The organism is Deinococcus radiophilus (assembly GCF_020889625.1).
Classification (GTDB): domain Bacteria; phylum Deinococcota; class Deinococci; order Deinococcales; family Deinococcaceae; genus Deinococcus; species Deinococcus radiophilus.
Genome location: NZ_CP086380.1, coordinates 283199 through 306948, shown reverse-complemented (window position 1 = coordinate 306948; position 23750 = coordinate 283199). Strand labels below are relative to the sequence as shown.

The window sequence follows — 23750 nt, the reverse complement described above, 5'->3', positions numbered from 1 at the left end:
GCGGGAAGCTGGATGGGTAAGCGCAGCAACCGCCATCCCATCACCCCAGGAGACCGCCTGTGAAGCCGCTGCACCTGACGGTCTCCGGCTTCACGGCCTTCCGCCAGCACACCGAGATTGACTTTGAGGGGCTGGACCTCTTCGCCCTGGTCGGGCCGACTGGCAGCGGCAAAAGTTCGCTGCTGGACGCCATGACCTTCGCGCTATACGGCCAGACGGCGCGGCTGGGCAGCACCGGCATGGACGCGCTGATCTCGCAGGGCGAGCGGGCGCTGTCGGTGGCGCTGACCTTCGAGCTGCACACCGAGCAAGGGCCGCAGGTCTACCGGGTCGCCCGCTCCAAGGGCCGCCGCACCGCCGAGAACGAAACCCGGCTGGAACAGCGTGAGGGCGAGCGCTGGAAGGGCCTCGCACAGGGCGGCGGCCAGCGGGCCGTCAATGCTCAGATTCAGGCGCTGCTGGGACTGGATTTCCGGACCTTTACCAAATCGGTCTTTTTGCCGCAGGGCGAGTTCTCACGCCTGCTGCACGGCACCGGCAAGGAGCGCCAGGAACTGCTGGGCGAGCTGATGGGCCTGCAAACCGTCAAGGACATGCACCGCTACGCCAGCGACCGCGCCAAGGAACTGCAGTTTCAGCTGGGCAGTCAGCACTCGGTCCTGGAAAACGAATACGCGGGCGTGACCGAAGAGGCCGTGCAGCAGCTGAGGCAGCAACGCACTGAGTTGGCCGCCCAGTTGGACCGCTGGCAGGATGAGCGCGAGGACGCTCACGTGCGTCTGGAAGGGCTGAAGACGGTGGCGGCACTCTGGCAAAGCCGCGAAGATGCGGGGCGCAAGCTGAGTGTGCAGCAGGGTCGCCGTGCCGAGATCAAGCGCGGGGCCGAGCGCGCCGCTCAGGCCCGCCGGGTGGCTGGCATCCTGCCGTTGATTGACCGTGAGGGACGCGCCCGGATTGCTGCCGAGCGTGCCGAGTCCGAGTTGCGGGCCGCGCAGGCTGAAGTCACGCAGGCCGCGCAGGCGCTGACCCAGGCCCAAACGGCCCAGGAACAGGCCCAGGCTGCCGAGGCGCAGATTCCCGAACTCGAAGCCCGCGCCGAATATTTACGCGACGCCGAAGCCCTGGCCGCCCGCCTGAAACGCGCCGGGGGTACGCCGGACCACCGCCACCCCCAGCCGCTGGACTGGGACGAAGACGGGCACGCCGCTGCCAAAGCCGACGCCGAAAAGCTGGACAAATTGAAACTGGAGCGGGTGCAGCTGAGCAGCCGCCGCGCTGCACTGGACGCCAGCACCGAGCGCCTGCGGGCCGACCGGGAACTGCTAGCCACCCGCAAGGCACAGCAAGCCCGCATCATGCAAGACGGCAAGGATGCGGCGACCCGGCTGGAACGCGCCGCCGCCGATCATCAGGCGGCCCAGGCGCGCGCTGGACTGGCAGCTTACGCCCAGGACCTGCAGGACGGCCAACCCTGCCCCCTGTGTGGTCAGTCGGTAGACGCGGCCCATCTGCCCAGCCATCCGGACACCGCCGAAGTGCAGCGACTGAGACTGGCCCTGGACGCCGCCGGACGCCTGCGGGACGATCTGCGCGGCCAGTACAGAGAAATTACTGCCGAGCTGGGCGTACTGCAAAAAGACCTGGAACGCCGTGAAGCCGAAGTCAGCGACACCCGCGAGCAACTCGCCCAGGATGAGGCCGACAATAAGGTCGCAGCCGAGCGCATCAGCGGCGACCCGGCCGACCTGGTGAGCCGCTTGCTGGCCAGCTTGGCAGCGCAGGTACGCAGCTTCGGCCCCAACCCCGTTGCCGAGCGTCAGAAGGCGGTGGCTCAGATCAGCGACATTCGCCGCCGCCTGAGTGCGGCTGTGCAAGCGGTGGCTACTGCGAGTAGCGGCCACGCCGCCGCCGCTGCCACGCTGAGCGCGGCCCAGGCCGGGGCCGAAGCCCGCCGCGCTGAAGCCCAGGAAGCTGTGCAGGAGCTGAGCGCGGCACTGGACCAGGCCGACCTGAGTGCTGACCGTGCCAAAGCGGCTGCCCTGCCCGAAGGCGAAATCGCCGCGCTGGAACAGGCCGCCCAGACCTGGCAGGCGGGCCTGGGCAGCCTGCAAACCCAAGTGGACGACCTGAGCGCGCAGCTGACCCAGGCGCTGGCGGGTCAGGAGTATGACCCCCAGGCGTTGCCGCAGCTGGCACAGACCCTCCAGGCACTTGACGCCCGCATCAGCCAGGGCCGCAGCGACGCAGGCCGCCTGGAAGGCCAGGAGCGCACCGCCGCCGAGCGCCTGGAGCGCAAGCGGGCCATCGAGGCCCAGACCAAGGAACTCAGCGCGGGCATGGACACCTGGAGGACCCTGACCAATAGCCTCAAGGCCAACGAGTTCCAGCAATTCCTGCTGGCCGAGGTCGAAGCCAACCTGCTGACCGGCGCGGGCCACATCCTGCATGAAATCAGCGACGGCCGTTACCGCCTCACGCTGGACGGCCATGATTATGCCGTGCAGGACCTCTGGAACGCGGGCGAGATGCGCGGCGTAAAGACACTCTCGGGCGGGGAGACTTTCCTGGCGTCACTCAGTCTGGCGATTGCGCTCAGCGACTACCTGGCGGGCAACAAGATTCTAGGGGCTCTCTTTCTGGACGAGGGTTTCGGCACCCTGGACCCGCAGGCGCTGGAGGCCGTCGCCACCGCCCTGGAAAACCTGCGGACCCAGGGGCGCATGGTGGGCGTGATTACCCACGTGGAGAGCCTCAGCCAGCGCCTGCCCAGTCAGCTGCTGGTCACCAAGAGCGTGGCAGGCAGCAGCGTGATGCGGCTGGAGGGCTGAGTGCCCACTACACCTTCACCCGCACGAACCCCACGCCGCGCCCCTCGTACTCAAATTTGTCGGTCAGTGAGAGGCGCGGAAAGCTGGGGTCGGGCGTGTCCAGCAGGTTCAGCGCTGAGATCGCCGCCGCCCGCAGTAGCACTTCAGCGGCATTAAAGTCGGCGTTCGCGTCGGCCAGGGCGTCGCCGTCGGGGTAACGCTCGGCCAGCAGACGCACCGCTTCCAGCAAGCGGGCGTAATCGGCCCGTGTATCGGCCCGCATTTCGGCAGTGTGTGGGGGCAACCCGGCGTAGGTTTGTCCGTGCTCGACTCGAGCCACCTCCCGATGCAACTCCCGAATGGCTTCGGCGGGCGTCTGGCTGGCGGGTGGGCGTGGACTGGGCATGGCAGATGATGGCACAGGCGGGCTGCGCTATTCATGCTCGCGGGGAAATGGGCGGCCAGGTTATCTAAGGTGGTGGGCCTATGCTCCAGCCAGCTTGCGGTGACCATTCCACCATCTGTCTTCTCCATCAACCATCTGCCGCGCCAGCGGCGAACCCATCCCCCCTACTCCAGCGGATATCCCGCCGGAACACCCTCCACCACCTCCGGGTGAATGCCGAAGTCTTCTGCGATCAGCCGCGCCGTCATCTTGGCCGACATCATCACGCTGGGCGTGCCGCCTCCCGGCTGAGCGCTGGCACCCACCATGTACAGCCCAGTCACGTCCTCGCTGCGGTTGTGAGGCCGGAAAAAGGCACTCTGGACCAGCTTCGGCTCTGGCCCGAAGGCGTTGCCCACATGGCTGTCCAGCGTCTGCTCAAAGTAGTCAGGCGTGATCCATTCCAGGTGAGTGAGCCGCTCGGCCAGGTGGGGAATGTAGCCACGCTGCTCCAGAAAGTCCAGGACGCGCCTGACCAGTGCCGGACCTTCCTCTTCCCAGTCCAGCCCTCCGCCCTTCCCCGCCTTGTTGGGCACCGGAATCAGGGTATAGGCAGCGTGATGACCCGCCGGGGCGAGTGTGGGGTCGGTGAGGGTGGGCAGGTGCAGGTATTGGCTGAAGTCCTCGCCCAACACGCCCCCGCTGAAAATCTCGCCCAGCAGTTCCTCGTAACGCGGCCCCAGGATGATGTTGTGGTGGCGCAGGTCCAGCGGGGCGTAACCCTCGGCGCGGAACCCAAAGTAGATGACCAGCAGGCTCATGCTTTGAGCCGCCGCCCTAACGCGCAGGTCGTTGTTTACCCGGCGGGCGGGTGACGGCAAACGTTTCAGGTAAGTATTGGCCCAGTCACCGTTACTTGCCACGATGTCGGCCTGCAGCTCCTCGCCGCTCGCCAGCCGCACGCCAGCGGCCACCGGGCGGGCCAGCCTTCCAGCGCCAGACCGGGTCAGAATCTCCTCTACTCCAGCCCCGTAGCGAATCTGCCCACCGAGTTCCCCGTACTTCTGGACCAGCCCCTGCACCAGCGCCCCAGTGCCGCCCAGGGCATAGTGGATGCCCCAGGTTTTCTCGACAAAGTGAATCATGGCGTAAATGGCTGGGACGCTCAGAGGATTGCCGCCGATCAGCAGTGTCTCGAAGGAAAAGACCTGCCGCAGCTTGTCACTCTGGAAATACTTGGACGTAAATCCAAAGAGGGTACGCACGGCATCCAACTGCAGCAGGTCCGGCACTACTTTCAGCATGGTGGCTGGATCGCCGAAGTGTGTATACCCCAACTCCAGAAAACCCCGCTCGAAAATGGCGCGGGCGTCGCGGTTGAACGCCTCGTAGCCGTCCAGATCCTCGGGAGCCAGCTCGGCAATCTGCTCACGGGTCCGTTCAGGGTCGCCGTCGTAATCGAAGTAGGTGCCGTCGTCAAAATAAATCCGGTAAAACGGCAGAATCGGCACGATCTGAACATACTCAGAGGTGCGGGGACCACCGCTTACCCCCCCCTTGACGCGCTCACCGCTAAGGGTAGAGGGCGGGAAGTCGGGAGCCGTCAGCGCGGCCTGATCACGTTCCAGTGCAAACAGCTCCTCAATGAAGTGCGGCACCGTCAGTACTGTCGGCCCCATATCAAAAACGTACCCGTCCTCGGTACGCTTCTGGTAGGCCCGCCCCCCCGGTGCGTCCAAGCGCTCCAGGATGGTCGTGTCAAAGCCGAGGCTTTGCAGGCGGATACCCAGGCTGAGGCCGCCGATCCCGGAGCCGATAATCAGGGCCGTTTTACGTAGGCGAGCGGGCACAGTTGGGGAGAATATAGGGTCAGCAGTCATAACACCTCGGGAGGGAACAGCAGAGAGAAAATGGGCATCAGGCTGAGCTGGGCAGATCAGACTTGCGGCCAAAGACCGAGCAGTGCGGCATGGTTTCACGTAGCGCGGCGCGGGCGGTCAGCCCCAGCTTGCGGCCACGCCCCACCACCGCGCGGCGAGTCAGGTTGTCGTAACCGCTGCGCTCCAGCTCATCAAGAATGCCTTCGTAAAGGTCGGCGGCCACCGCCACCGCCCAGCGGGCACGGCCATGCAACTGCGGAATACCGGCGCGGCCGGCGGCGTAGTCGGCGCGGGCACGGGCCGCCAACTGGGCCAGCAGGGCGCGGTAGGACGGCGTGACACGCCCAGCGGCGATGTCGGCTTCGGTGACGCCGTACTCGCGCATCAGATCCTGCGGCAGGTAGAGTCGGCCCCGCTCCCAGTCCTCGCCCACGTCACGCAGGATGTTGGTCAGCTGCATGGCGCGGCCCAGCCGGAGTGCCCGGTCTATGGTGCACTGTTCCCCGCCATACCCGCTGATCGGTGCGATCATCAGCCCAATGACTCCGCCCACACAGTAGCAGTAGCGGTCCAGCTGCTCCAGAGTTTCATAGCGGGTGCCCTGCGCGTCCATTGCCAGGTCCATCCGCATGCCCTCGCGGAGATCAGCGAAAGCGTCCAGGGTCAGTGGATAGCGTCCAGCCGCCCACGCCAATCCCTGACCCACCGCGTCGTCTTCGGCGGCTTGCCCATCAAAGGCTCGCTTCACCCGCGCCCACCAGCGCTCCACTTCAGCCGCCGGGTCTGCTCCTGGCTCATCCACCATGTCATCTACTTGGCGGCACGCCGCATACACCGCCCACACTGCCGGACGCTGCGGGGCCGGGAAAAACAATGACCCCAGATAGAAGGTCTGGCTGTGCTGACGCGTCATACGGCGGCACTGCTCCAGAGATATAGGCGGCAGCGGGCTTTGGTTCACGGGAGGACTCCTTTGAATGAGCATAGTGGAATCCCTAGCCTGGAGTGGAAAAAATTAGCCATTCCAGATTTATCAATAGTCAATCTTGACCAAATGGTCCACGCGGAGTTTCAGGCCGCCTGATCCGGCTTGGCGAAAATCATGCGGCCCACGTTCGTCTGCACGTTGTTCACCACCAGGACCCGCAGTGGCTTGCCCCGGAACTTCAGACCGTCTTCCACGACCACCATCGTGCCGTCTTCCAGGTAACCTACACCCTGCCCCTGCTGCTGCCCACCCTTGCTCACAGTGATGGTGAGGTAATCCCCAGCCTGCACCTGCGGCTTGAGCGCGACCGCCGCCTCGTGGATGCTCAGGACTTCCACGCCCTGCAATTTGGCGATGCGGCTCAGGGCATTGTCGTTACTGACGATCTTACCTCCGGTTTCACGGGCAAAGCGGATCAGCTTGTCATCCACCTTGTCCAGACCGGGCTCGTCCCAGTCGTCGATTCGCAGGGGCCGCAGTTCCTGCAATTCTTCCAGCACTGCCAAGCCCCGTTTGCCACGGGTACGCCGCTGGGCGTCCGAATGGTCGGCGAGCAGTTGCAACTCACGCAGCACGAAGCTGGGAATCAGCAGTTCACCTTCCAGAAAGCCAGCTTTGGCCAACTCGACCACGCGGCCATCAATAATTACATTGGTGTCCAGCACCTTGCTGCCCTTTTTGCGCCGCACCTGCTGCGAGGCCAACAGCCCGAAAGCGTCGGCGTGCTGCACCGAGTAGTTCACGAAGAACCACGCCAGCACCAGTGTGACCAGAATGCTGATCGGCCACGAATAGATCGGCAAGCTGGCCAGTAAGTTGGATACCAGGACACTGAGCAGCAGCGCCACGATCAATCCGAAGGTCGCTGCGGCCACGGTACGTGGTGCCAGCGAACTGTACCAGCGCCGCACTCCTGAAAAGGAGCGTGATAACAGAGGCTCTAGGCGGGGGGTCACCAGAAAGGCCAACAGCGCCCCAGCCAGCATCAGGCTCACGGTGTTGACGAGGAACATTTCACTGTTCGGACCACTCATATTGAGCGCCCGGCCAGCGGCGTAACCTGCAACCAGGCCCACGAGAATCATAAGGAGCCGGAACACCAGCATGGGGCTATGTTAGCGTGCCTTGCGCCGGGCCGCTGCGGCAGAACCGCCGGGCAGCGGAGCCAGGGGCACATAGGCCGCCGCCGAAACACCCAGATCGCTGGACGTCTGCCTGGCTTGCAGGGCCGCTGCGCCCGCCAGCGCGATCATGGCACCGTTGTCGGTATTCAGCCCCCCAGCCGGAAACGCCACCCGCAACCCAGTCTGTGCAAAAGCGGCCCGCAATTCGCGGTTGGCCGCCACACCGCCAGACACCACCAGGGTTTCCCGGCCGTAAGCCTCAGCTGCCCGGACTGACGTGCCGACCAGCGCGCGCACCGCTGCCCGCTGAAAGCTGGCTGCGAGGCCCTCGGCGCTCGCTCCACGCTGATGCGCCAGCAGAGCCGCCGTCTTCAGGCCGCTGAAGCTGAACTCAAACCCAGCCTGACCCTGGAGTGGAGGCTTGAACGGGATAGCCAACGGATCACCCCGCTCCGCCGCCGCGCTGATGGCGGGCCCACCCGGGTAGCCCAGCCCAGCCAACCGCGCCACCTTGTCGAACGCTTCGCCCACGGCGTCGTCACGGGTGGCCCCAACCAGGTGGTATTCGCCCTGGGTGGGCACATCAAAGAGGTGGGTATGACCGCCGGAGACCACCAACGCCAGGTAGGGCGGCGCCAGGTTTTCCTCGGTGGCTGCCGCATAGACATGGCCTTCCAGGTGATGCACCGCATAAAAGGGCACAGTCAACGCCTGCGCGAGTCCCTTGCCGTACATCAGCCCCACCAGCAGGGCTCCCATCAGGCCAGGGCCAGATGTAGCGGCAACGGCTCCGAGGTCAGCCAGCTCAATGCTTGCTTCTGCCAACGCCTGAGGCAACAGCTGATCTATCCGCTCCACATGTTCACGGCTGGCCAGTTCCGGCATAACCCCGCCGTACTCAGCATGGACGGTTTGCGACCAGACCACATTGGCCCGCACCTCTGGCCCGCTGGCCGTCAGGGCCACCACCCCGACCCCGGTATCGTCGCAGGAAGTGTCTATGCCCAGCAGATAAACGGGTTCACTCACACAGGCCAGCATAGCCCAAGGGACCGAGGGTTCCGTGGTCAGGATTCGTTTTGACCGCCAGGGCTAGGGCGTGCAGCCACCCTCAGACGCACCAACGGCTAGAAGTGCTTCGGGTCCGCTTCAGCATAAGCCGCCAACAGATACATCTGCTTGTTCTGGGCTGCCAGAATGCGCTGGGCTTCGGTCAGTACGGCGTCCATCTGGTCACACAGTCGCCGCTGGCGGTAGCAGAAATCGCGGTAGCCCTGCAACAAGACACCGTAGCGCTCTGCCTGCTCAGGCTGCGTCAGGGCTGCCAGCAGGTGATCCCAGCTTTGGGTGGCCTCCAGCGGAACCGATAGCCCGCGCATCAGCTCCTGCATCAGCGAGCGTTCATCTGTGGCGCACGTCAGATTGATAGCACGTAGCGCCACCTGATGTCCAGCGGCACTCAGGCGGGGATCGTGGGGGGCTTCCTGAATACCCTGTGGGGGCGAGGCGAATACATCCAGCACCCCGCCATGCTAATGCATGGGGCGCTGCGCGGACATGGCCGCGTCCCAGAGCGGTATGCTGCGGGGCGTGAAAGAGTCCGATGCCCATGTCTGGGCCACAGGTGCACTGGTCGAAGGACGGGCCTGGAAAGCTGCCAACCCACGCGCTGCTATTTTGCTGACGCACGGCTTCGGGGAATACCTCAGCCGCTATGTAAACAGCTTTCAAGGGTTAATCCCAGCACTGGTGCAGCGCGGGTTCGATGTTTATGGCTATGACCTCCGCGGCCACGGCCAATCCCTGGGACGCCGTGGTGTGGTGAATGTCGAAGCCCTGGTCCGCGATCATCTGCTGGCCCGTGAGCAGCTCCGCCGTCAGGCACTGCCTGTCTTTGCGATGGGTCACTCTATGGGCGGCCTGGTCACGGCCATAAGTGCGGCCCGTGACCCCCGTGGCCTGAGTGGCGTGATTCTGAGCAGTCCGGCCCTGCTGGTCGGTGAGGACCAACCTGCGCTGCTGCGCCGCGCCGCGCCACTGCTGGGCCGCTTGACTCCCAGCTTGCCCGTGACCCGCCTGAATCCCCAAGACATCAGCCGCATAGATGCCGAGGTCCAGACCTACCGCAAGGACCCACAGATCTATCACGGCAAGGTGCCGGCACTGACAGCCTCTACCCTGCTAAGCAGCAGTAAAAAAGCCTGGAGCACCTACCCGGACCTGAAACTGCCTACCCTGGTGATCCACGGCTCGGCAGACCGTATTGCCGACGCCGCAGGCAGCCAGCGCTTTGTGGACACCATCAGCAGCAAGGAGAAGACCCTGCACCTGGTCGAAGGTGGCTACCACGAGTTGCTGAACGACGAAGGTGCCGCCCAGACCCTGCAAGTGCTGCTGGAGTGGCTAGATCAGCAAGCCCCGCAGCCTATCGGTCACGCCTGAACCCCTGGTAGACATACAACATAAGAAACTGCCCCCAGGCCAAAGCAGGCGCTGGGGGCAGCTTCTTAGATTCAGAATCAGGAGTTGGGGTTACGCAGTTCGCCTTGCTCAATCGGCGCACCTTCAGCCTTGGCTTCTACCTGACTACCAGGCACTTCGGCAGAGGTGATTGGGCCAGTGCTGCTGGTAGCGGCCGCGCCGACACCCTGGGGCTGTGCGGTTTGACCCTGAGCAAGAGGGTGTTGCTCGCCGCCTTCTTGCTTCAGAAAACGGCTAACAGCGGGGTTGGGAGCCGTGGGAGTCGTACTCATCACACTGCGGCGCTCCGTCGGCAGCCCACTGCGCTGGGTCTTGCGCTCAGGCGTAGGCTGTCCGGCTTTGGTCAGCAGGTCATCTGCCAGGCTGTGCAGGCGGTCACGCACCAGACGGTTAGACAGTGCACGCACACCCACCGTCATCAGGGTGGCGACCAAGCCGCCGGTCAGATCTGCGCCCTTTTCCTGCTGCTGGGCCTTCATCAGCGCCTTCTGGTACTTGACCGGCGAGTTGGCGTCCACATAGATCTTCTTGGTGCGCTTCATCTGGCTGCCCAGCACCAGACCCAACACGGCACCCACGGCTGAGGCTCCGCCCAGCATCTTAAGCGGCTCCATTTGCATCTGACCCTTCAGGCTGGCCGTTTCGGTCAGTACGTCCACTTTGGCACGCAGACGCTCACGGGCCAGTTCCTTTTCAGTCAGTGGTAGCCGGACTTCTTCGTAGCGGGCTGGCCCATCGGACGGCGCATTCAACACCACAGGTTCTACTTTTGGATGGTTGTCGCTCATCGGCGGCCTCCTTCTTCCCCACGGTTCATATCATCACTATACGTAGGCTGGGTGCTGACACGCACCTGTGGGGCTCCTTGAAGCACTTCAGGATGAACCACATTGGGATCGTGGTCAGCGTGACCGTGATTATGCCCGGTGGGGGCATGGGGGTCCAGCTTCTCGTTCAGCGACTGGCCGTAGTACTGGGCCGAGCCGTCAGGGTTGGAGTCGTACACAGGCACGGCGTGAGCACCTTCAGAGGGCGGACGGACCATGTCATCGGCCTGTACGGTGTGGTCTGCAGCGCTGCTGCGGTACACCACTGCAGGATCACTGCTGACCACCGTGGTGTGGCTCTGGCCGTACACCGGGGCCGTGCGCTGCGTTCCCACCGACACGGGAACACCAGTCGCGACGACCGCTCCGGTCAGGGGCTGACCACCTTCGGTCCGCTGACGGCGCTTCTCAGCCAGGTACTCGGCTTCCAAACGCTCATCTTCGGTCAGAGCGCGGTGCTCGTCGCCAATACCCTCACTCAACTTGTTCAGGGCCAAGGCCACCAGAATGCCCGCAATCACCAGACTACCCAGGAACATCGCCAGCGCAGCAGCCCACCAGGGCAGGCCCAGCGCAACCAGACCAAAGTAAATGGCCAGAATCAGGAAAATGAGGGCCAATCCCAGTGGAACCAGGGCAGCCAGCAGCAGCACCACTCCCACACCTTTGGCCTTGGCCAGCTCACCGATCTTGTGGGCCAGCGAGTTGACCTCTGCTTTGGCCAATGCCACACCTGCGTCGAACACGTCGACGATAGCGCTGCCCATGGATGATTTACGTTCTTCTTGCATTCCGTCCTCCGAGAGCGTGCCTGACTCGTTTTGGCGTCAGGCACATGGTATGCCTTCTAGCATAAACGCTGCGGGCCAGCCTCCGGCTAGACCCAAAGAATTCCTCAGGATTCCTTAGGTCGGACGCCTCAGCGTATCCGTCCTTAGCGCCGATAGGTCGGCCCCACTGTAGCACCCTGTCTGTAAGGCGGCCCGCCGGAGGGGTCCACTAAAGATTTCTGCAAAGGGACGAGCCATGGCTTTGGCCTAGACTGCGCGGTATGACACATCCACAGGCGGGCCAGCGTGCCCCAGCGGAGGCGCTCAGCAATATCCCCCACCTGATTGCAGCGTACTACGAGCGGCGTCCCGATCCCGCGGTGGCGGAGCAGCGGGTCAGCTTCGGAACCAGTGGGCACCGGGGCACTTCGCTGAATCAGACGTTCAACGAGGCCCATATCCTCGCCATCACCCAAGCCACTGCCGAATACCGCCGCACGGCAGGCATCCAGGGGCCACTGTATCTGGGGGCCGACACTCACGCTCTGAGTGAACCGGCGCTCCTCAGTGGCCTGCGGGTGCTGAGGGCCAACGGGGTCAATGTCCAGGCTGCACCTGGTCAGTTCACACCAACCCCACTGGTCAGCCACGCCATCCTGACCCACAACGCGGCGGGCGCAGAGCAGGCCGACGGCATCGTGATCACGCCCAGTCATAATCCCCCACAGGACGGCGGTTTCAAGTACAACCCGCCCAGCGGCGGCCCTGCCGATACCGATGTCACCGGGCAGATTCAGGCCCGCGCCAACGAGCTGTTGGAAAACGGTCTGGACGGGGTGCAGACCGTCACCCTAGAAGAAGCGCTGAAAGGGTTGACGCCATTTGACTTCATCACGCCATACGTGGAGACGCTGGATGAAGTGATTGATCTGGAAGCGATCCGGGCGGCGGGCGTCCAGATCGGCGTCGATCCCCTCGGCGGCAGCAGCTTGCCGGTCTGGCAGGCCATTGAAGACCGCTGGCAGCTGGGGCTGCGCATCGTCAACCATGAGATTGATCCCCGTTTCGCCTTCATGACTCTGGACAAGGACGGCAAAATCCGGATGGACTGCTCCAGCCCGTATGCGATGGCCAGCTTGCTGGAGTACCGAGGTCAGTTCGATGTGGCGATTGGCAACGACCCAGACGCCGATCGGCACGGCATTGTGACCCCGGACGGCCTGATGAATCCCAACCACTATTTGGCCGTGATGATCGATTACCTGTTCCGGAACCGCCCCGGCTGGCGGGAGGACGCGGGCATCGGCAAGACCCTGGTCAGTTCGGCACTGATTGACCGCGTGGCTACCGGCCTGGGCCGCCCCTTGATGGAAGTGCCGGTGGGCTTCAAGTATTTCGTGGAGGGGCTACAAGGCGGCTCGCTGGGCTTCGGCGGTGAGGAATCGGCGGGAGCCAGTTTCCTGCGAATGGATGGCCGCCCCTGGAGCACCGACAAAGACGGCATCATCGCCGGACTGCTGGCCGCCGAGATCATGGCCCGGTCAGGCCGCAGCCCCTCGCAGTATTTCCAAGACCTGAGTGAAAAGTACGGCGAGACGGCCTATGCCCGCACCGACGCCCCGGCCAGCACCGAACAGAAAGCCGCCCTGAAATCTCTGAGCCCCGAAGCCGTACAGGCCGCGACCCTGGCGGGCGACCCAATCACAGGCCGCTTCACCCGCGCTCCTGGCAACGACGAAGCCGTTGGTGGGCTGAAGGTCAGCACCGAGCATGCCTGGTTCGCCGCCCGCCCCAGCGGTACTGAGAATATCTACAAAATCTATGCCGAGAGCTTTAGGGGCGAGGAACACTTACAACAGGTGCTGAAAGAGGCCCAGCAGGTGGTCGCCGCCGCGATGCCCTGAGGCCCCCTTGGAAGTCTCAGCGTTCCGGCACTGAAGCTTGCGGAAAGCGGGCTAGGCGCTCCAAATCGGCAGCGGTGTCCGCATCTTCCCAGACGTGTGACGACAGCCCCAGGGCGTCCCGTGACAGGAGGATGCGGCCCGGTCCTTGAAGGACGGCGCGTAGTCGCCGTTCTCCCCGGTCCAGCGCCGCCGTGACTTCAGGCCGCAGGGCCGTGTGGTACAGCGCAGGCAAGGGCTGGGGGTGGCCTGCCGCGTCCAGCGTCGCCACGGCTAATCGCCCCTCTCCGACATGGAGAAACAGCGTCGCCCAGACGGCGGGCGTCAGCAGCGGATAGTCCACGCCAGTCAGCGCCACCCAGCCGGACCCAAACTGTTCTGCCCAGGTCAGCGCTTTCTCTAGGCCAGCCAGTGGTCCCTCTCCCTGACGGTCTTCGGGTTCGGTGATCCAACCGGGCAGCTGGTAGCTGCGCTCCGGCGGGGCGATCAGCAGGCGGTGAGGCGCGCCTTCCAGACTGGCCGCCGAGCATTCCAGCAGCGTGACCCCGCCCAGGCGAGCCAGCGCCTTGTCCGACCCAAAGCGGCGCGATTGTCCCCCCGCCAGCAGGGCAGCGGTCAGCAGACCAGCGTCAGTAGGTATGAAAGCCTCTGAGGCCGGTGGCGTCGCTCAGTTGGGTGTCCACACCGTCCACCCGTGCGTGGGGTGGTCCCTGCTTGAGCCAGTGCACCAGCCGTTCCAGATCCTCGGCGTAGCCTTCGGCCACCACTTCGACCCGGCCATCGGTCAGGTTCTCGGCATAGCCCTGCAGGTCCAGGTCGGTGGCGCGGCGCTGCACGTAAAAGCGGTAGCCTACGCCCTGCACCTCCCCACTTACCAGGGCGGTCAGGCGCTGCAATTTGTCCGGTTCAGTCATGGAGTCAGCCTAGCGCGGTCAGGTGTACGTTAACCGGACCCATTGTTCAAATCGGACTGCGCCAAAGGTGACGCCCATTTCTAGAGACATACCCGGCAATTGTGCCCCAATCCACGCCGGTGCGGGAAAAGTCAGGCCACCGAACGCCGGGTGGACCAGGCGACGCTGCATAGATCCCCCGGTGTTCTGCAAGTACATCAGCCACAACTGACCGCCAGGGCGCAGGGCCAACACTGCCGAACGCAGCAAGGCCGCCGGGTCCGCCGTCTCGTTGAGGGTGGCTCCGATGGTTACGCCGTCAAAAGCTCCGTGCCAGGGCGCGGGTAAGGTCTCACTGTTGATCTGAGCCCACTCAATCTGTGGGCCTTGCACCCGCCGCTGGGCTGAGCGCAACATCGCGGGGCTGAGATCAGTGGCAGTGACCCGGCACCCTGCCCCCGCCAGCACCCCAGCATAAAACCCAGCACTGGTCCCAACGTCCAGCCAGTATTCGCCGGGCTGTGGTCGGCAGTGCCCTAGGAACAGCCGAGCCTCGCGCCACAGCGGGAACGGCTGGCCGCCGAGTAGCGTGAGTGACCGTTCACGCCACAGCGAGTAGCCCCAAGCGGTCAGGGGCAAGAAATTACTGCGCTGGGCCAGGGTCAGCCGGGGCATGGCTCAGAACAGGGGCAGGCCAGGCATCGCATGTCAGAACAGCGGTAGGTGGCCCAGTGCAGTCACGTCGGGGCGCTCCTGCCCCTCGGTAAAGACGGCCATTACCGCGCCCAGATCGCCGCCCACCTGCTCAATGATTTCGCGCAGCGAGTTGAGCGTGCCGCCACTGGACACCACATCGTCCACGATGGCGACCCGCTGACCGCGCACCTTCTGCACGTCCAGGCCATCCATCACGAGGGTCTGGGGCTTGCCGGTGGTGATGCTGACCACCTCGCGCACCACCGGGTCCACCATGTAAGGCTTGGTGCCCTTGCGGACCACGATATAAGGCACGCCCGATTCGCGGCTGATGACATGCGCCAGTGACAGCGCCTTGACCTCTGGCGTCACCAACACCTTGATGTCGGCAGGAAGACGGCGGGCCAGCTCTTTGCCCGCTTCCTCGGTAATGTCGGTGTCGCCTAGCATGTTGAACAAGGCGACTTTGACCTCATCCGAGACGGGCACAATAGGCAGGTCACGGCTGAGCGAGCCGATCTGAACGCGGTGAGTGGGCAGGGAGACGGGATTCGTCATAGGGCGCAGTCTAGCGCTCAGCCCTCAGCAGCCGGCGTAAACATTCACCAAACGAAAGCAGCCCCCACACAAGAGGGCTGCCAGGCAAAGTGAATCAGCGCCGCGCTGGGCCGCCGTCAATCCCGCCGCCGCTGCCGACTCCTGCGCCACCTTCGGCCTCACCTTCCAGGTCGCTGCCGGTCAGCGAGTTGGGATCACCCTGACGGTCTTCGCCGTCCCAGTCACCCTCACGGCCATCGGCAAAACCGGGTTCGTCGTTGGGATTCTGCATGTTTTCCCGCTGACCCTCACGCAGAATGTCCTCGTTTTCCAGCTTCTCTTCGATGATCTCAGGCTTGGTGTCGTCCACGTTCACGTCTTCGCCGATGTTGATGTTCCGGTCGTTAGCGTCAGTCATGGGAGCAGCATAAAGCCCCACTGGCGCACGGACAGCGGGGCGTCAAGAAACGGGAAAGGCGCTTAGAGTCAGCCTCGGAAAATCGCGGAGGTGAGTGTACCTGCGCGGGTTGTCGGCGAGCAGACGGGCACAGCTCCGCAGGAGAGCGGGGAGACACAGACCAGCTCAGACCTCTCGCCCATGTTCCGGATGACCGCTAGGCTTAGCCTTCGGCGCTGTAGGCGACCTGGCCGCCCACCACGGTCAGCAGCGGCCAGCCGCGCAACGTTTCTCCAGCATAGGGGCAAAACTTGGCCTTGCTCTGGAAGGTCTTGGGGTTCACCTTGCGCTCGGTGTCTGGGTCAAAGACCATCAGGTCCGCCGGAGCACCTACCTCCAGGGTGGGGGCATCCCAGCCCAGCACACGGGCAGGACCAGCGGTCATCAAGTCCACCAGCTTTTCGAGGCCCAACTTCTCGCTGAAGCGGGTGTACATCACGGGCCAGGCCACCTCGATATAAGGAATGCCGAACGGCGCTTCAAGCAGATCGCGTTCCTTTTCAGCCTGGGTGTGCGGCGCGTGGTCGGTGCCGATGCAGTCCACCGTGCCGTCCAGCAGCCCTTCGAACAGTTCGTCGGCATCGGCCTGGGTGCGGAGTGGTGGGGCCACCTTATACACCGCGTCAAACGACCGCAGCCGCTCGTCGGTCAGGGTGAGGTGGTGAGGACTGACCTCACAGGTGACAGGCAAACCGCGCCGCTTGGCCTCACGGATCCGCTCCAGCCCCGCCGCGCTACTGAGGTGCTGTACGTGCAGTCGGGGCCGGTTGCCCCGCTCATGCAGCCAGGCCACGATTTCCATATCGCGGGCGATCCGGGCGGCCTCGGCGGCGGTCGGGTTCCCCGGTACGCCCAGGGCCTGCGACACCTCACCCTCGTTCATCACACCATCAGCGCGCAGGGTGGCATCCTCAGCGTGAACGCTGACCACCATGCCCAGGCTGCCCGCATACTCCAGGCCCAGGCGCAGCACGCGGGCATTTTCGTTGGTGCGCCCGTCGTCGGTGAACATCACGGCCCCGGCGTCGCGCAGGGCGCTCAGCTCGGCCAGTGCCTCGCCTTTCTGACCCTGGGTCAGCGCCGCAGCCACATGTAGCCGCGCCAGTCCCAGCCCCGCCGCTTTCTCCTGCAAGGCGCGCACGGTGGCCGGGTCATCAATCACTGGCGACGTGTTGGGCATACAGACCACGCTGCCGTAGCCACCCGCTGCCGCTGCCGCCAGACCGCTGGCGAGGTCTTCTTTTTCGGTCTGGCCCGGTTCGCGTAAGTGGGCGTGCGGTTCGATCAAGGCCGGAATCACCGTGCCGCCGCACCCGTCAATCGTTTCGCCGTGCCCTTCTTCCGGCAGGTTCCAGCCCCTAATTTTGCCGTCTTCGATGGTCACACTTTCGCGCTCAGTGCGGCCAAGGCGCTTGATATTGGTAATGGTCAGGTTCATGGGGTTCTCCTTGAAAGGGTTCTCGTTATAGCGGCCAATGGTCTGCGTAATGATCCCGGGGCGTGTTCATAATCCGTGCCTGGGCGCAGCCATCCGCCAGATAAACTGCGTAAGGCCGTTTTCCAGCGGCGTGTCCGCGCAGCTCTGCTTCAGGGTTGAGCCGCAGTTCCAGCAGGGGCACATCACGGGTTTCGGCGTAGGCGCTGGTGGGGTCTTCGAAGCGTAGGGGTCTGATTTCGATACGGCAACCCGCCACCAAGCGGCGGTCCAGCGGGGCTAGCTCTACGCAGTCCCGGCGTCCGTCGCCCAGCAGCCAGCGTAGCCAGGGATGATAGGCCGGGGGAAAATCGCTGGCCTCCTGTTGCTCCGCGGCCACCAGCACCTGCCGCAGCTGTCCGCGCAGATATTCGGCCTGGGGGCGCGGCCAAGCGTAGTTCACCGCCACACCCTCCCGGCCCTGATCCTGGATCTCCAGGACCTGTGTGCCCAGGCCCTCAGCGGTGTAGGTGACTCGCTGACGCCCCGGTCCCAACTGCCTGATGTTCAGCGCCGATGAGGCGACCCCTCCAAAAGCGTCCTGAGCGATCCGCACGGGTGACTTGCCCACGCTGACCCGGTAACAGCCCACCTGCGTGTACGGTGTGGCCTGCGCGGTCCACGCCGGGGCGCATTCACGCGCCGTCCAACCACGCGGTGGCTTGGCACCCCAGGCCGAAATGGTCGGCTCGGCGGGCGTGCACGCCAGCGCTGCACCCGGCAAGGCCAGCACACCCAGCAGCAGCCAGGTGCGCCCGGTCAGGCTTGTCAAGTTGGAGAGTAGATGCATACGCCAGCCTCACGCTTGCCGGTTAAGAGAAGGGGCAAACTTCAGTCGCGTCCCACCAGCAGGTGGTACAGCACGCTCATCCGCACCGCCTGGCCGTTTTCCACCTGCTTGACGATACGGCTGCGCTCACCATCGGCCACCTCGCCGCTGATTTCCACGTCGCGGTTCATCGGTCCGGGGTGCAGCACGATGGCGCCGTCCTCGGCCTCAGAGAGCAGAGATTCGTTCACCTGATAGGTAGCTATATAATCCGCCAGGCTGGCCAGGTAGCCGCCCTGCATCCGCTCGTTTTGCAGGCGCAGCGCCATGACTGCGTGGGCGCCACGTACGGCTTCGCGGGGATCGGTGGTCAGGGTCACGCCCGGCATGGTGCCCAGTTCCAGCGGGAGCAGCGTAGCAGGGCCGCACAGCACCACTTCGGCCCCCAATTTGGGCAGCAATTCGGCGTTGGAACGGGCCACCCGGCTGTGCAGCACGTCCCCGATGATCGTTACCCGCTTGCCGCGCAGATCGCCGTACTCCTGGCGGATGGTGTAGGCATCCAGCAGCGCCTGGGTGGGGTGGGCGCGGCGGCCGTCGCCCGCGTTGATCACGGGCTTGCCGCTGTAGCGGGCCACCAGATGCGCGGCTCCGCTGGCCGTGTGACGCACGATGTAGGCGTCCATCTTGTAGGCCGTCAACGTCTCCACGGTGTCGCGCAGGCTCTCGCCCTTGCTGACGCTGCTGGCCCCTGCTGCAAAGCTCACCACGTCGGCACTCATGCGCCGGGCCGCCAGCTCAAAGCTGACCTTGGTGCGGGTGCTGTTCTCGAAAAAGGCGGTGCAGACCGTCAGGCCTTGCAGCGCCGGAACTTTTTTCACCGGGCGGGCCAGCACGTTCAGCATGGTATCGGCGTTGTCCAGCAGGCCACTCAGACGCTCCGGCGACCAACCCTGGAAGTCCAGCAGATGCTTGGGGCGTGGGTCGGTCATGCGCTCTCCCCTGCTTCTTCCAGCCCGGCACGGTCCCACAGCTCTACGCTGTCGGCCCCATCTGTCTCACTCAGCTTCACCTTGACCACCTCGTCGTGGGCAGTGGGCAGGTTCTTGCCCACATAGTCAGCGCGGATCGGCAGTTCGCGGTGGCCCCGGTCCACCAGTACCGCCAGCTGAATCCCAGTGGGGCGGCCAATATCGATCAATGCATCCAGCGCAGCGCGCACAGTGCGACCGGTGAACAGCACATCGTCCACCAGAATCACCCGGCGCTCGGCCAGATCAAACGGCACTTCAGTCTCGCGGATGATCGGCTGCCGGGCCACTTCGCTCAGGTCATCACGGTAAAGGGTGATATCCAGACTGCCAGTCGGCACCTCCACGCCTTCCAACTCGGACAACTTGGCGGCCAGGCGGGCGGCCAGCGGCAGGCCACGGGTATGCACTCCGATCAGTGCCAGGCCCTGGGCACCCTTGTTGCGCTCGATAATCTCGTGGGCGATGCGGGTCAGGGCGCGGCGTACCTCGGCACTGTCCAGAATAACGGCTTTGGGGGTCATGGGCGCACCTGCTCAGACACGGTGCAATCGGGCATAGCGCAGTCAGACACGGTGCAGCCAAAAAAAAGTCCGTACAGCTCAGGCTGACGGCGGCTCGGGGGTCGGTTCATGGTTGCTCCTTCTCCTGCCTCACAGGGCGGGTGCGGCCTCACCGGACCGCTGAAAAAGGATGAATAAAGGAAAGTGCTGTTCGGGGAGCGGAGTGGGTCCGCTTTCCGGTCATGAGGATAACAAATATGAACCAGCGGTGCGGACGAGAGCGATAGAAGCGAAGGCACGATACTTCCGCTTCTATCGCTCTACCCAACGCACTTACTCGTTCAGAAAATGGGCGTAACTCTGGCGCAGCTTGGCGACTTTAGGAGCCACCACTGCGCCGCAATAAGGGTTCTGCGGGTTGTTGGCGTAGTAGTCCTGGTGGTAATCCTCGGCCACATAGAACTCGCTGGCATCTTCAATGCTGGTCACGATGCCGCCCGCGTAGGTGCTGTCGTTCAGCTCCTGCATCACCGCCTGGGCCTCGGCGCGCTGGTCATCATTCAGTGGAAAAAGGGCGCTGCGGTACTGCGTGCCCCGGTCAGCACCTTGGCGGTTCAGGGTGGTGGGGTCGTGCGTTCCGAAAAAGATATGCAGCAGATCGCGGTAGCTAACCTGACTGGGATCGAAAGTGACCCGCACAGCTTCGGCGTGGCCGGTAACGCCCGTGCAAATCTGCTCGTAGCTAGGATTGGGGCGGCGGCCCCCGATATAACCGCTTTCGACCTGCTGGACGCCGCGAACGCGCAGCATCACCGCTTCGGTACACCAGAAGCAGCCTCCCGCAAAGATGGCTTGTTGGGTCGTTTCATTCGCCTGGGTCATAGCTCCATGATGTCCTGCTGGACTTCTGGCAATACCGAGCAACTTCACGAAGAGCCGTCTATCTACAGCAAACATAAAAAAACCACCCCGCGTAATGGGAGTGGGATATTTGGTTGCAGGGACAGGATTTGAACCTGCGACCTCCGGGTTATGAGCCCGACGAGCTACCAGACTGCTCTACCCTGCGTTATTCTTTTCGGCTGTTTCCAGCGCTCAAAAATAATAGGTCCTCTTCAGGGTTTTGTCAACTCAGGCGGTCCAGCACTTCAAGGCGCACTTCCTCGAAAGCATCGAAGAATTCATCTTCCAGAGCATAGTCACGCTCCAGGGCATCTTGCTCGGTGTGCATTTGGGCGTGCGTCCAGCGGAGTCGGGCCTGCTCTGCGGAATACACATTGCCCCGCGCCGCCACAAAGGCTGCGGCGTGGCGCACTGCCGCCACCGGGTCAGAGGTGGGCGCCACCACCGAGAGGTTACGCAAATCACCCTGATCGTTGACCAAAGAGCAGGTCACTTCCAGCCGCTGCCCCTTGCGCGCCAGGAACACCTGATCCACCCGCCACATCGCCGTCGCCCGGAGAGGGGTACGGTCGGTGGGGGAACGGCGGCCTCGGCGTTTCATGGGGAGCAGTGTAGCGCGGCGCTTCTTCAGCGCTCAGGCAGGTTGCAGCTCACGGGGCCAGCTGTGCATGGGAGCCCATCCCATCAGTCCACGCCCAGCGGCACGGGCGACCGCTTCAAACTCCAGATCGCCTGGCACCACGAACACCGGAGCCATCCAGCTCAGGCGGGCTTCCAAGCGGTGCATGACACCATCCCAGCGGGCCAGAGGCCCAGTCAGCACGATGGCGTCCGGCCGGATGGTCAGCGCACCACACTGTTGACCCACTGCGCAGGCCACTTGATGCACGAAAGCCGCTGCCGCCGCTTGCACACGTGGATCGGTTTCTTCAGCGGCCATCAACTCGCGCACGCTGCCGTAGCCGGTCAGTGCCCGCAGGCCGCCTTCACCAGTCCAGAACTCGGTCCAGGCGCCAGCGTGCATCTGAAGATGATCGCTGTCCCAGAGCCGCTGCAAGGTCGCGGGGGAAACTGGCCCCGCCTGCCGTAGGCCCATGGGACCGCCGGTCAGGCCCGACCCGGTGGAATTGACGACCTTGCCCTTCTGATACGCCGTCACACTGCTGGTGCTGCCGAGGTGTGCGGCAATCACTGCTGCGTCACAGAAGCGCTGTCCGACGTCATAGGCGGCCTCGCGGGCCACCATTTCGGAGTTCAGGACATGAAAGCGCGGTTCGCGTCGCAGACCGGGAATCCCTGTTTCGCGCGCGTCAGCAGGCAACTCGACCTGCTGCGGCAAAGGAACCGTCAGCAGAGGAACACCCAGACGCATGGCCCAGGCAATCGCCAGCCGCAGGCCCCGGTTGCCCAGGACGGCCCCGCTGGGGAGATCATGCTGGGCCTGGAGAAGATGCTCGGGCGCCACATAGATTACCTGGCTGCGGTCACTGACTGCGGCGGCAGGTTCTTCCCAGGCGGCCACCGTCACCACCGCGTCGGCAGGCGGCCAGGCAGCAGCCTGCATCTCCAGGGCATCCAGAGCACGGTTCAGATCCAACCCCGTCCCGTTGAGAAGGTGCGGGTCCAGCGGCAGATCGGCGCGGGTCATCTGAAGATCCAGGCGACCATCCTGTACCGGATCAGGCCCGCCACATTCAGACACACCAACAGCTTCGGGCCCAACAGAAGGGACCGGCGGGGTCAACTCGGCCAACCCCAGTTTCAGGCTGCTACTACTTACGCTGAGCACGTATACGCGCATAAACAGGCCAGTTTAGCAGAAGAAGCGAGCCAAGCTGTGATTCAGAATGCACTGGCTGCAGCGCAGCTAATCGGTCTCCACCGCAGGCGGGCCAGCCGCCATGAACAGCTCGGCAGAGGGACACCAGCGGTTCAGGACACAGCTTGGGCAGTCGGGCGAGCGGCGGGTACAGACCTCGCGGCCATGCCGCACCCCAGCGCGGTGAAAGGCCGCCCGGTAGGCCGTATCCAGTGGCAAGACCCCTTCTAACCATTGCTCCTGCTTGGCAGCAGGCCAGGTGGGCGGCACCACTTCCAGCCGCCAGAGCACCCGCTCAATATTGCCGTCTACTGCCGCCGCCGGCCGCGCCAGATGAAAGAGCAAGAGCAAACTGGCGGACCGCCGCCCCACACCTGGCAAGGCTTCCAGTTCAGCGCGAGCCTGAGCGTCGTCTAGGCGTTGCAACCAGCGCAGCGAGGGCCTCCCCCGCTCGGCCAGTTGGTGCAGTACGCCCCAGATGGTGCGCGATTTGGACCGGGCCAGTCCGCCCCCAGCAGACCGCAGCACCGCTTCAAGGTCCTCGGGCTCAGCGACCAGCGCCAGCTCCCAGCGCGGATAGGCAGCCCGCAGCGCTTCCCACTGACGCTGGGCCACCGCCCAGGTGTTTTGCTGCGCCAGGATCAGGCGAATCAATCCGTCCAGCGGTTCCGGATTGGGCGTAGGTTCCTCCGGCAGCTCAGCGTAGCCCTGGGCGAGCAGCAGCGCCTGCGCAGCTTCTGGCCACCACTCTGGTGGGGGCAATGTGGCTGGGCTGACCCGGTTCTCCCGCGCCCTGTTCAAGCCTTACTCCACGCGCCGTTCTACCGTGTTGCCAGCCCGGTCACGCACCGTGATATCAGCGTAGATGCCCTGCGTCTCGGCATAAAAGGTCACGCGGGTTCCCACGGGGCTGTTCAAGCGGCGGCCATCCACCAGAATTTCGGCGACCTGATCGTTGTCGGTGGCTTCACCCGAAACGCGGATGGTCTTCCCGATCCGCTCAAAGCTGCTGACGGCCAGCTCTGGCGGCTCGGCGTCAATGTTCAGATCCATGGTCATGGTGCTTTCGTTGCCGGCCCGGTCACGCGCTTTGAGCACAAAGCTGTTCTCCGTGCCCTGCACCTCAGGCTGATAGCTGAAGTACTTGATCTTGGGGCTGCCGGAATCCAGCGGCACGGCCTGATCGTTGATGGTCAGCTGAATGGCCCCGGTGTCGTCCATCAGGTAGCCTTTGAGAAACAGGTTGTCGGCGCGGGCCACGCCGCCACCTTCGGGGGCTGTCACCACGATGCGCGGCTGAAAGGTATCGGCCTGCCGGGAGCAGCTGCCCAGTAACGCAGGCACCAGCAGCAACGGCCACAGCCTGCATCCGCCCACTTGAACCTGCCCACCCGTAGTCCCTACCAGCCGTGATAAACCGCTCATTGTTCGCCAGTATACCGGGCTGCTCCGTCTGCAACCGGGTGTCCGGGGCAGAAACACCCAGCACTGCCGGGTAGCATGGG

The 23750-nt window shown here is 64.2% G+C and carries 25 protein-coding genes and 1 tRNA gene; 3 read left to right on the top strand and 23 right to left on the bottom strand.

Annotated elements, in window-relative coordinates; all coding sequences use genetic code 11:
• The first annotated feature begins 59 nt into the window (after positions 1-59).
• Positions 60-2828, top strand: coding sequence for an AAA family ATPase (locus tag LMT64_RS01700; RefSeq protein ID WP_229253283.1), 2769 nt, complete (start codon positions 60-62; stop codon positions 2826-2828).
• A 7-nt stretch (positions 2829-2835) separates the two neighbouring features.
• Here the strand turns inward: LMT64_RS01700 and LMT64_RS01695 are convergent, their stop codons facing one another.
• The 6 genes from LMT64_RS01695 to LMT64_RS01670 all read right to left on the bottom strand — a co-directional run bounded on the left by LMT64_RS01695 (position 2836) and on the right by LMT64_RS01670 (position 8707).
• Complete coding sequence (locus LMT64_RS01695; protein WP_126352013.1) at positions 2836-3213, bottom strand: hypothetical protein; 378 nt, start codon at positions 3211-3213, stop codon at positions 2836-2838.
• 164 nt (positions 3214-3377) lie between these two features.
• Entirely contained in the window at positions 3378-5072 is a 1695-nt protein-coding gene (gene crtI, locus LMT64_RS01690) for a phytoene desaturase family protein (protein ID WP_126352014.1), read from the bottom strand.
• A 37-nt stretch (positions 5073-5109) separates the two neighbouring features.
• The gene (locus tag LMT64_RS01685; RefSeq protein ID WP_126352052.1) at positions 5110-5985 is read right to left on the bottom strand and encodes a phytoene/squalene synthase family protein; all 876 of its coding nucleotides are present in this window, start codon (positions 5983-5985) and stop codon (positions 5110-5112) included.
• 158 nt (positions 5986-6143) lie between these two features.
• Positions 6144-7166 (bottom strand): PIN/TRAM domain-containing protein, encoded by a 1023-nt coding sequence (locus LMT64_RS01680; protein WP_126352015.1) that lies wholly within the window; start codon positions 7164-7166, stop codon positions 6144-6146.
• 9 nt (positions 7167-7175) lie between these two features.
• Entirely contained in the window at positions 7176-8225 is a 1050-nt protein-coding gene (gene tsaD, locus LMT64_RS01675; RefSeq protein ID WP_229253281.1) for a tRNA (adenosine(37)-N6)-threonylcarbamoyltransferase complex transferase subunit TsaD, read from the bottom strand.
• A gap of 86 nt (positions 8226-8311) precedes the next feature.
• The gene (locus LMT64_RS01670; protein ID WP_126352017.1) at positions 8312-8707 is read right to left on the bottom strand and encodes a barstar family protein; all 396 of its coding nucleotides are present in this window, start codon (positions 8705-8707) and stop codon (positions 8312-8314) included.
• A gap of 67 nt (positions 8708-8774) precedes the next feature.
• Here LMT64_RS01670 and LMT64_RS01665 point away from each other — a divergent pair, with 67 nt between their 5' ends.
• Positions 8775-9626, top strand: a complete 852-nt coding sequence (locus LMT64_RS01665; protein WP_229253280.1) for an alpha/beta hydrolase — start codon at positions 8775-8777, stop codon at positions 9624-9626.
• Between the two features lie 77 nt (positions 9627-9703).
• Here LMT64_RS01665 and LMT64_RS01660 read toward each other — a convergent pair whose 3' ends face one another.
• A complete protein-coding gene (locus LMT64_RS01660; protein WP_229253279.1) occupies positions 9704-10453 on the bottom strand; it encodes a hypothetical protein in 750 nt (249 codons plus the stop codon).
• Positions 10450-11283, bottom strand: a complete 834-nt coding sequence (locus LMT64_RS01655) for a phage holin family protein (protein ID WP_126352018.1) — start codon at positions 11281-11283, stop codon at positions 10450-10452. Before LMT64_RS01655 ends, LMT64_RS01660 begins: the two co-directional genes overlap by 4 nt.
• 260 nt (positions 11284-11543) lie before the next feature.
• On the opposite strand from LMT64_RS01655, the gene pgm reads away from it, so the two are divergent.
• On the top strand, positions 11544-13166 hold the full coding sequence (gene pgm / locus LMT64_RS01650) for a phosphoglucomutase (alpha-D-glucose-1,6-bisphosphate-dependent) (protein WP_126352019.1): 1623 nt from the start codon (positions 11544-11546) through the stop codon (positions 13164-13166).
• A gap of 16 nt (positions 13167-13182) precedes the next feature.
• Here the strand turns inward: pgm and mobA are convergent, their stop codons facing one another.
• From mobA to LMT64_RS01575, 15 genes are all read right to left on the bottom strand, one after another.
• Complete coding sequence (mobA, locus tag LMT64_RS01645; protein WP_229253419.1) at positions 13183-13716, bottom strand: molybdenum cofactor guanylyltransferase; 534 nt, start codon at positions 13714-13716, stop codon at positions 13183-13185.
• 76 nt (positions 13717-13792) lie between these two features.
• On the bottom strand, positions 13793-14077 hold the full coding sequence (locus LMT64_RS01640; RefSeq protein WP_126352021.1) for an acylphosphatase: 285 nt from the start codon (positions 14075-14077) through the stop codon (positions 13793-13795).
• Between the two features lie 18 nt (positions 14078-14095).
• Positions 14096-14731 (bottom strand): class I SAM-dependent methyltransferase, encoded by a 636-nt coding sequence (locus LMT64_RS01635; RefSeq protein WP_126352022.1) that lies wholly within the window; start codon positions 14729-14731, stop codon positions 14096-14098.
• Between the two features lie 33 nt (positions 14732-14764).
• On the bottom strand, positions 14765-15292 hold the full coding sequence (locus tag LMT64_RS01630) for a phosphoribosyltransferase family protein (RefSeq protein ID WP_126352055.1): 528 nt from the start codon (positions 15290-15292) through the stop codon (positions 14765-14767).
• A gap of 112 nt (positions 15293-15404) precedes the next feature.
• Complete coding sequence (locus LMT64_RS01625) at positions 15405-15707, bottom strand: hypothetical protein (protein WP_126352023.1); 303 nt, start codon at positions 15705-15707, stop codon at positions 15405-15407.
• A 202-nt stretch (positions 15708-15909) separates the two neighbouring features.
• Positions 15910-17184 (bottom strand): dihydroorotase, encoded by a 1275-nt coding sequence (locus LMT64_RS01620; protein WP_229253278.1) that lies wholly within the window; start codon positions 17182-17184, stop codon positions 15910-15912.
• A gap of 25 nt (positions 17185-17209) precedes the next feature.
• Positions 17210-17992, bottom strand: coding sequence for a hypothetical protein (locus LMT64_RS01615; RefSeq protein ID WP_126352025.1), 783 nt, complete (start codon positions 17990-17992; stop codon positions 17210-17212).
• A gap of 59 nt (positions 17993-18051) precedes the next feature.
• Positions 18052-18981: an aspartate carbamoyltransferase catalytic subunit gene (locus tag LMT64_RS01610; RefSeq protein WP_126352026.1), complete on the bottom strand. Its 930-nt coding sequence runs from the start codon at positions 18979-18981 to the stop codon at positions 18052-18054.
• On the bottom strand, positions 18978-19544 hold the full coding sequence (gene pyrR, locus LMT64_RS01605) for a bifunctional pyr operon transcriptional regulator/uracil phosphoribosyltransferase PyrR (protein WP_126352027.1): 567 nt from the start codon (positions 19542-19544) through the stop codon (positions 18978-18980). The genes LMT64_RS01610 and pyrR overlap by 4 nt, the downstream gene beginning before the upstream one ends.
• Before the next feature lie 312 nt (positions 19545-19856).
• Positions 19857-20405 carry a peptide-methionine (S)-S-oxide reductase MsrA gene (gene msrA, locus LMT64_RS01600; RefSeq protein ID WP_170165970.1) on the bottom strand — a complete coding sequence of 183 codons (549 nt, stop codon included), beginning with the start codon at positions 20403-20405 and terminating at the stop codon, positions 19857-19859.
• A 110-nt stretch (positions 20406-20515) separates the two neighbouring features.
• Positions 20516-20592 (bottom strand) — tRNA-Met (locus LMT64_RS01595).
• Between the two features lie 57 nt (positions 20593-20649).
• Positions 20650-21027, bottom strand: coding sequence for a hypothetical protein (locus tag LMT64_RS01590; protein ID WP_126352029.1), 378 nt, complete (start codon positions 21025-21027; stop codon positions 20650-20652).
• 33 nt (positions 21028-21060) lie between these two features.
• Positions 21061-22227 carry a butyrate kinase gene (locus tag LMT64_RS01585; RefSeq protein ID WP_126352030.1) on the bottom strand — a complete coding sequence of 389 codons (1167 nt, stop codon included), beginning with the start codon at positions 22225-22227 and terminating at the stop codon, positions 21061-21063.
• A 66-nt stretch (positions 22228-22293) separates the two neighbouring features.
• On the bottom strand, positions 22294-23046 hold the full coding sequence (locus tag LMT64_RS01580; protein ID WP_229253277.1) for an endonuclease III domain-containing protein: 753 nt from the start codon (positions 23044-23046) through the stop codon (positions 22294-22296).
• A gap of 3 nt (positions 23047-23049) precedes the next feature.
• Complete coding sequence (locus LMT64_RS01575; RefSeq protein WP_229253276.1) at positions 23050-23670, bottom strand: hypothetical protein; 621 nt, start codon at positions 23668-23670, stop codon at positions 23050-23052.
• Positions 23671-23750 lie beyond the last annotated feature (80 nt).

Coding starts and splice junctions, on each gene's coding strand:
- LMT64_RS01695 (WP_126352013.1), bottom strand. CDS start 3,213: ATGCCCAGTCCACGCCCACCCGCCAGCCAGACGCCCGCCGAAGCCATT.
- crtI (WP_126352014.1), bottom strand. CDS start 5,072: ATGACTGCTGACCCTATATTCTCCCCAACTGTGCCCGCTCGCCTACGT.
- LMT64_RS01685 (WP_126352052.1), bottom strand. CDS start 5,985: ATGACGCGTCAGCACAGCCAGACCTTCTATCTGGGGTCATTGTTTTTC.
- LMT64_RS01680 (WP_126352015.1), bottom strand. CDS start 7,166: ATGCTGGTGTTCCGGCTCCTTATGATTCTCGTGGGCCTGGTTGCAGGT.
- tsaD (WP_229253281.1), bottom strand. CDS start 8,225: ATGCTGGCCTGTGTGAGTGAACCCGTTTATCTGCTGGGCATAGACACT.
- LMT64_RS01660 (WP_229253279.1), bottom strand. CDS start 10,453: ATGAGCGACAACCATCCAAAAGTAGAACCTGTGGTGTTGAATGCGCCG.
- LMT64_RS01655 (WP_126352018.1), bottom strand. CDS start 11,283: ATGCAAGAAGAACGTAAATCATCCATGGGCAGCGCTATCGTCGACGTG.
- pgm (WP_126352019.1), top strand. CDS start 11,544: ATGACACATCCACAGGCGGGCCAGCGTGCCCCAGCGGAGGCGCTCAGC.
- LMT64_RS01640 (WP_126352021.1), bottom strand. CDS start 14,077: ATGACTGAACCGGACAAATTGCAGCGCCTGACCGCCCTGGTAAGTGGG.
- LMT64_RS01635 (WP_126352022.1), bottom strand. CDS start 14,731: ATGCCCCGGCTGACCCTGGCCCAGCGCAGTAATTTCTTGCCCCTGACC.
- LMT64_RS01625 (WP_126352023.1), bottom strand. CDS start 15,707: ATGACTGACGCTAACGACCGGAACATCAACATCGGCGAAGACGTGAAC.
- LMT64_RS01620 (WP_229253278.1), bottom strand. CDS start 17,184: ATGAACCTGACCATTACCAATATCAAGCGCCTTGGCCGCACTGAGCGC.
- LMT64_RS01610 (WP_126352026.1), bottom strand. CDS start 18,981: ATGACCGACCCACGCCCCAAGCATCTGCTGGACTTCCAGGGTTGGTCG.
- pyrR (WP_126352027.1), bottom strand. CDS start 19,544: ATGACCCCCAAAGCCGTTATTCTGGACAGTGCCGAGGTACGCCGCGCC.
- msrA (WP_170165970.1), bottom strand. CDS start 20,405: ATGACCCAGGCGAATGAAACGACCCAACAAGCCATCTTTGCGGGAGGC.
- LMT64_RS01590 (WP_126352029.1), bottom strand. CDS start 21,027: ATGAAACGCCGAGGCCGCCGTTCCCCCACCGACCGTACCCCTCTCCGG.
- LMT64_RS01585 (WP_126352030.1), bottom strand. CDS start 22,227: ATGCGCGTATACGTGCTCAGCGTAAGTAGTAGCAGCCTGAAACTGGGG.
- LMT64_RS01575 (WP_229253276.1), bottom strand. CDS start 23,670: ATGAGCGGTTTATCACGGCTGGTAGGGACTACGGGTGGGCAGGTTCAA.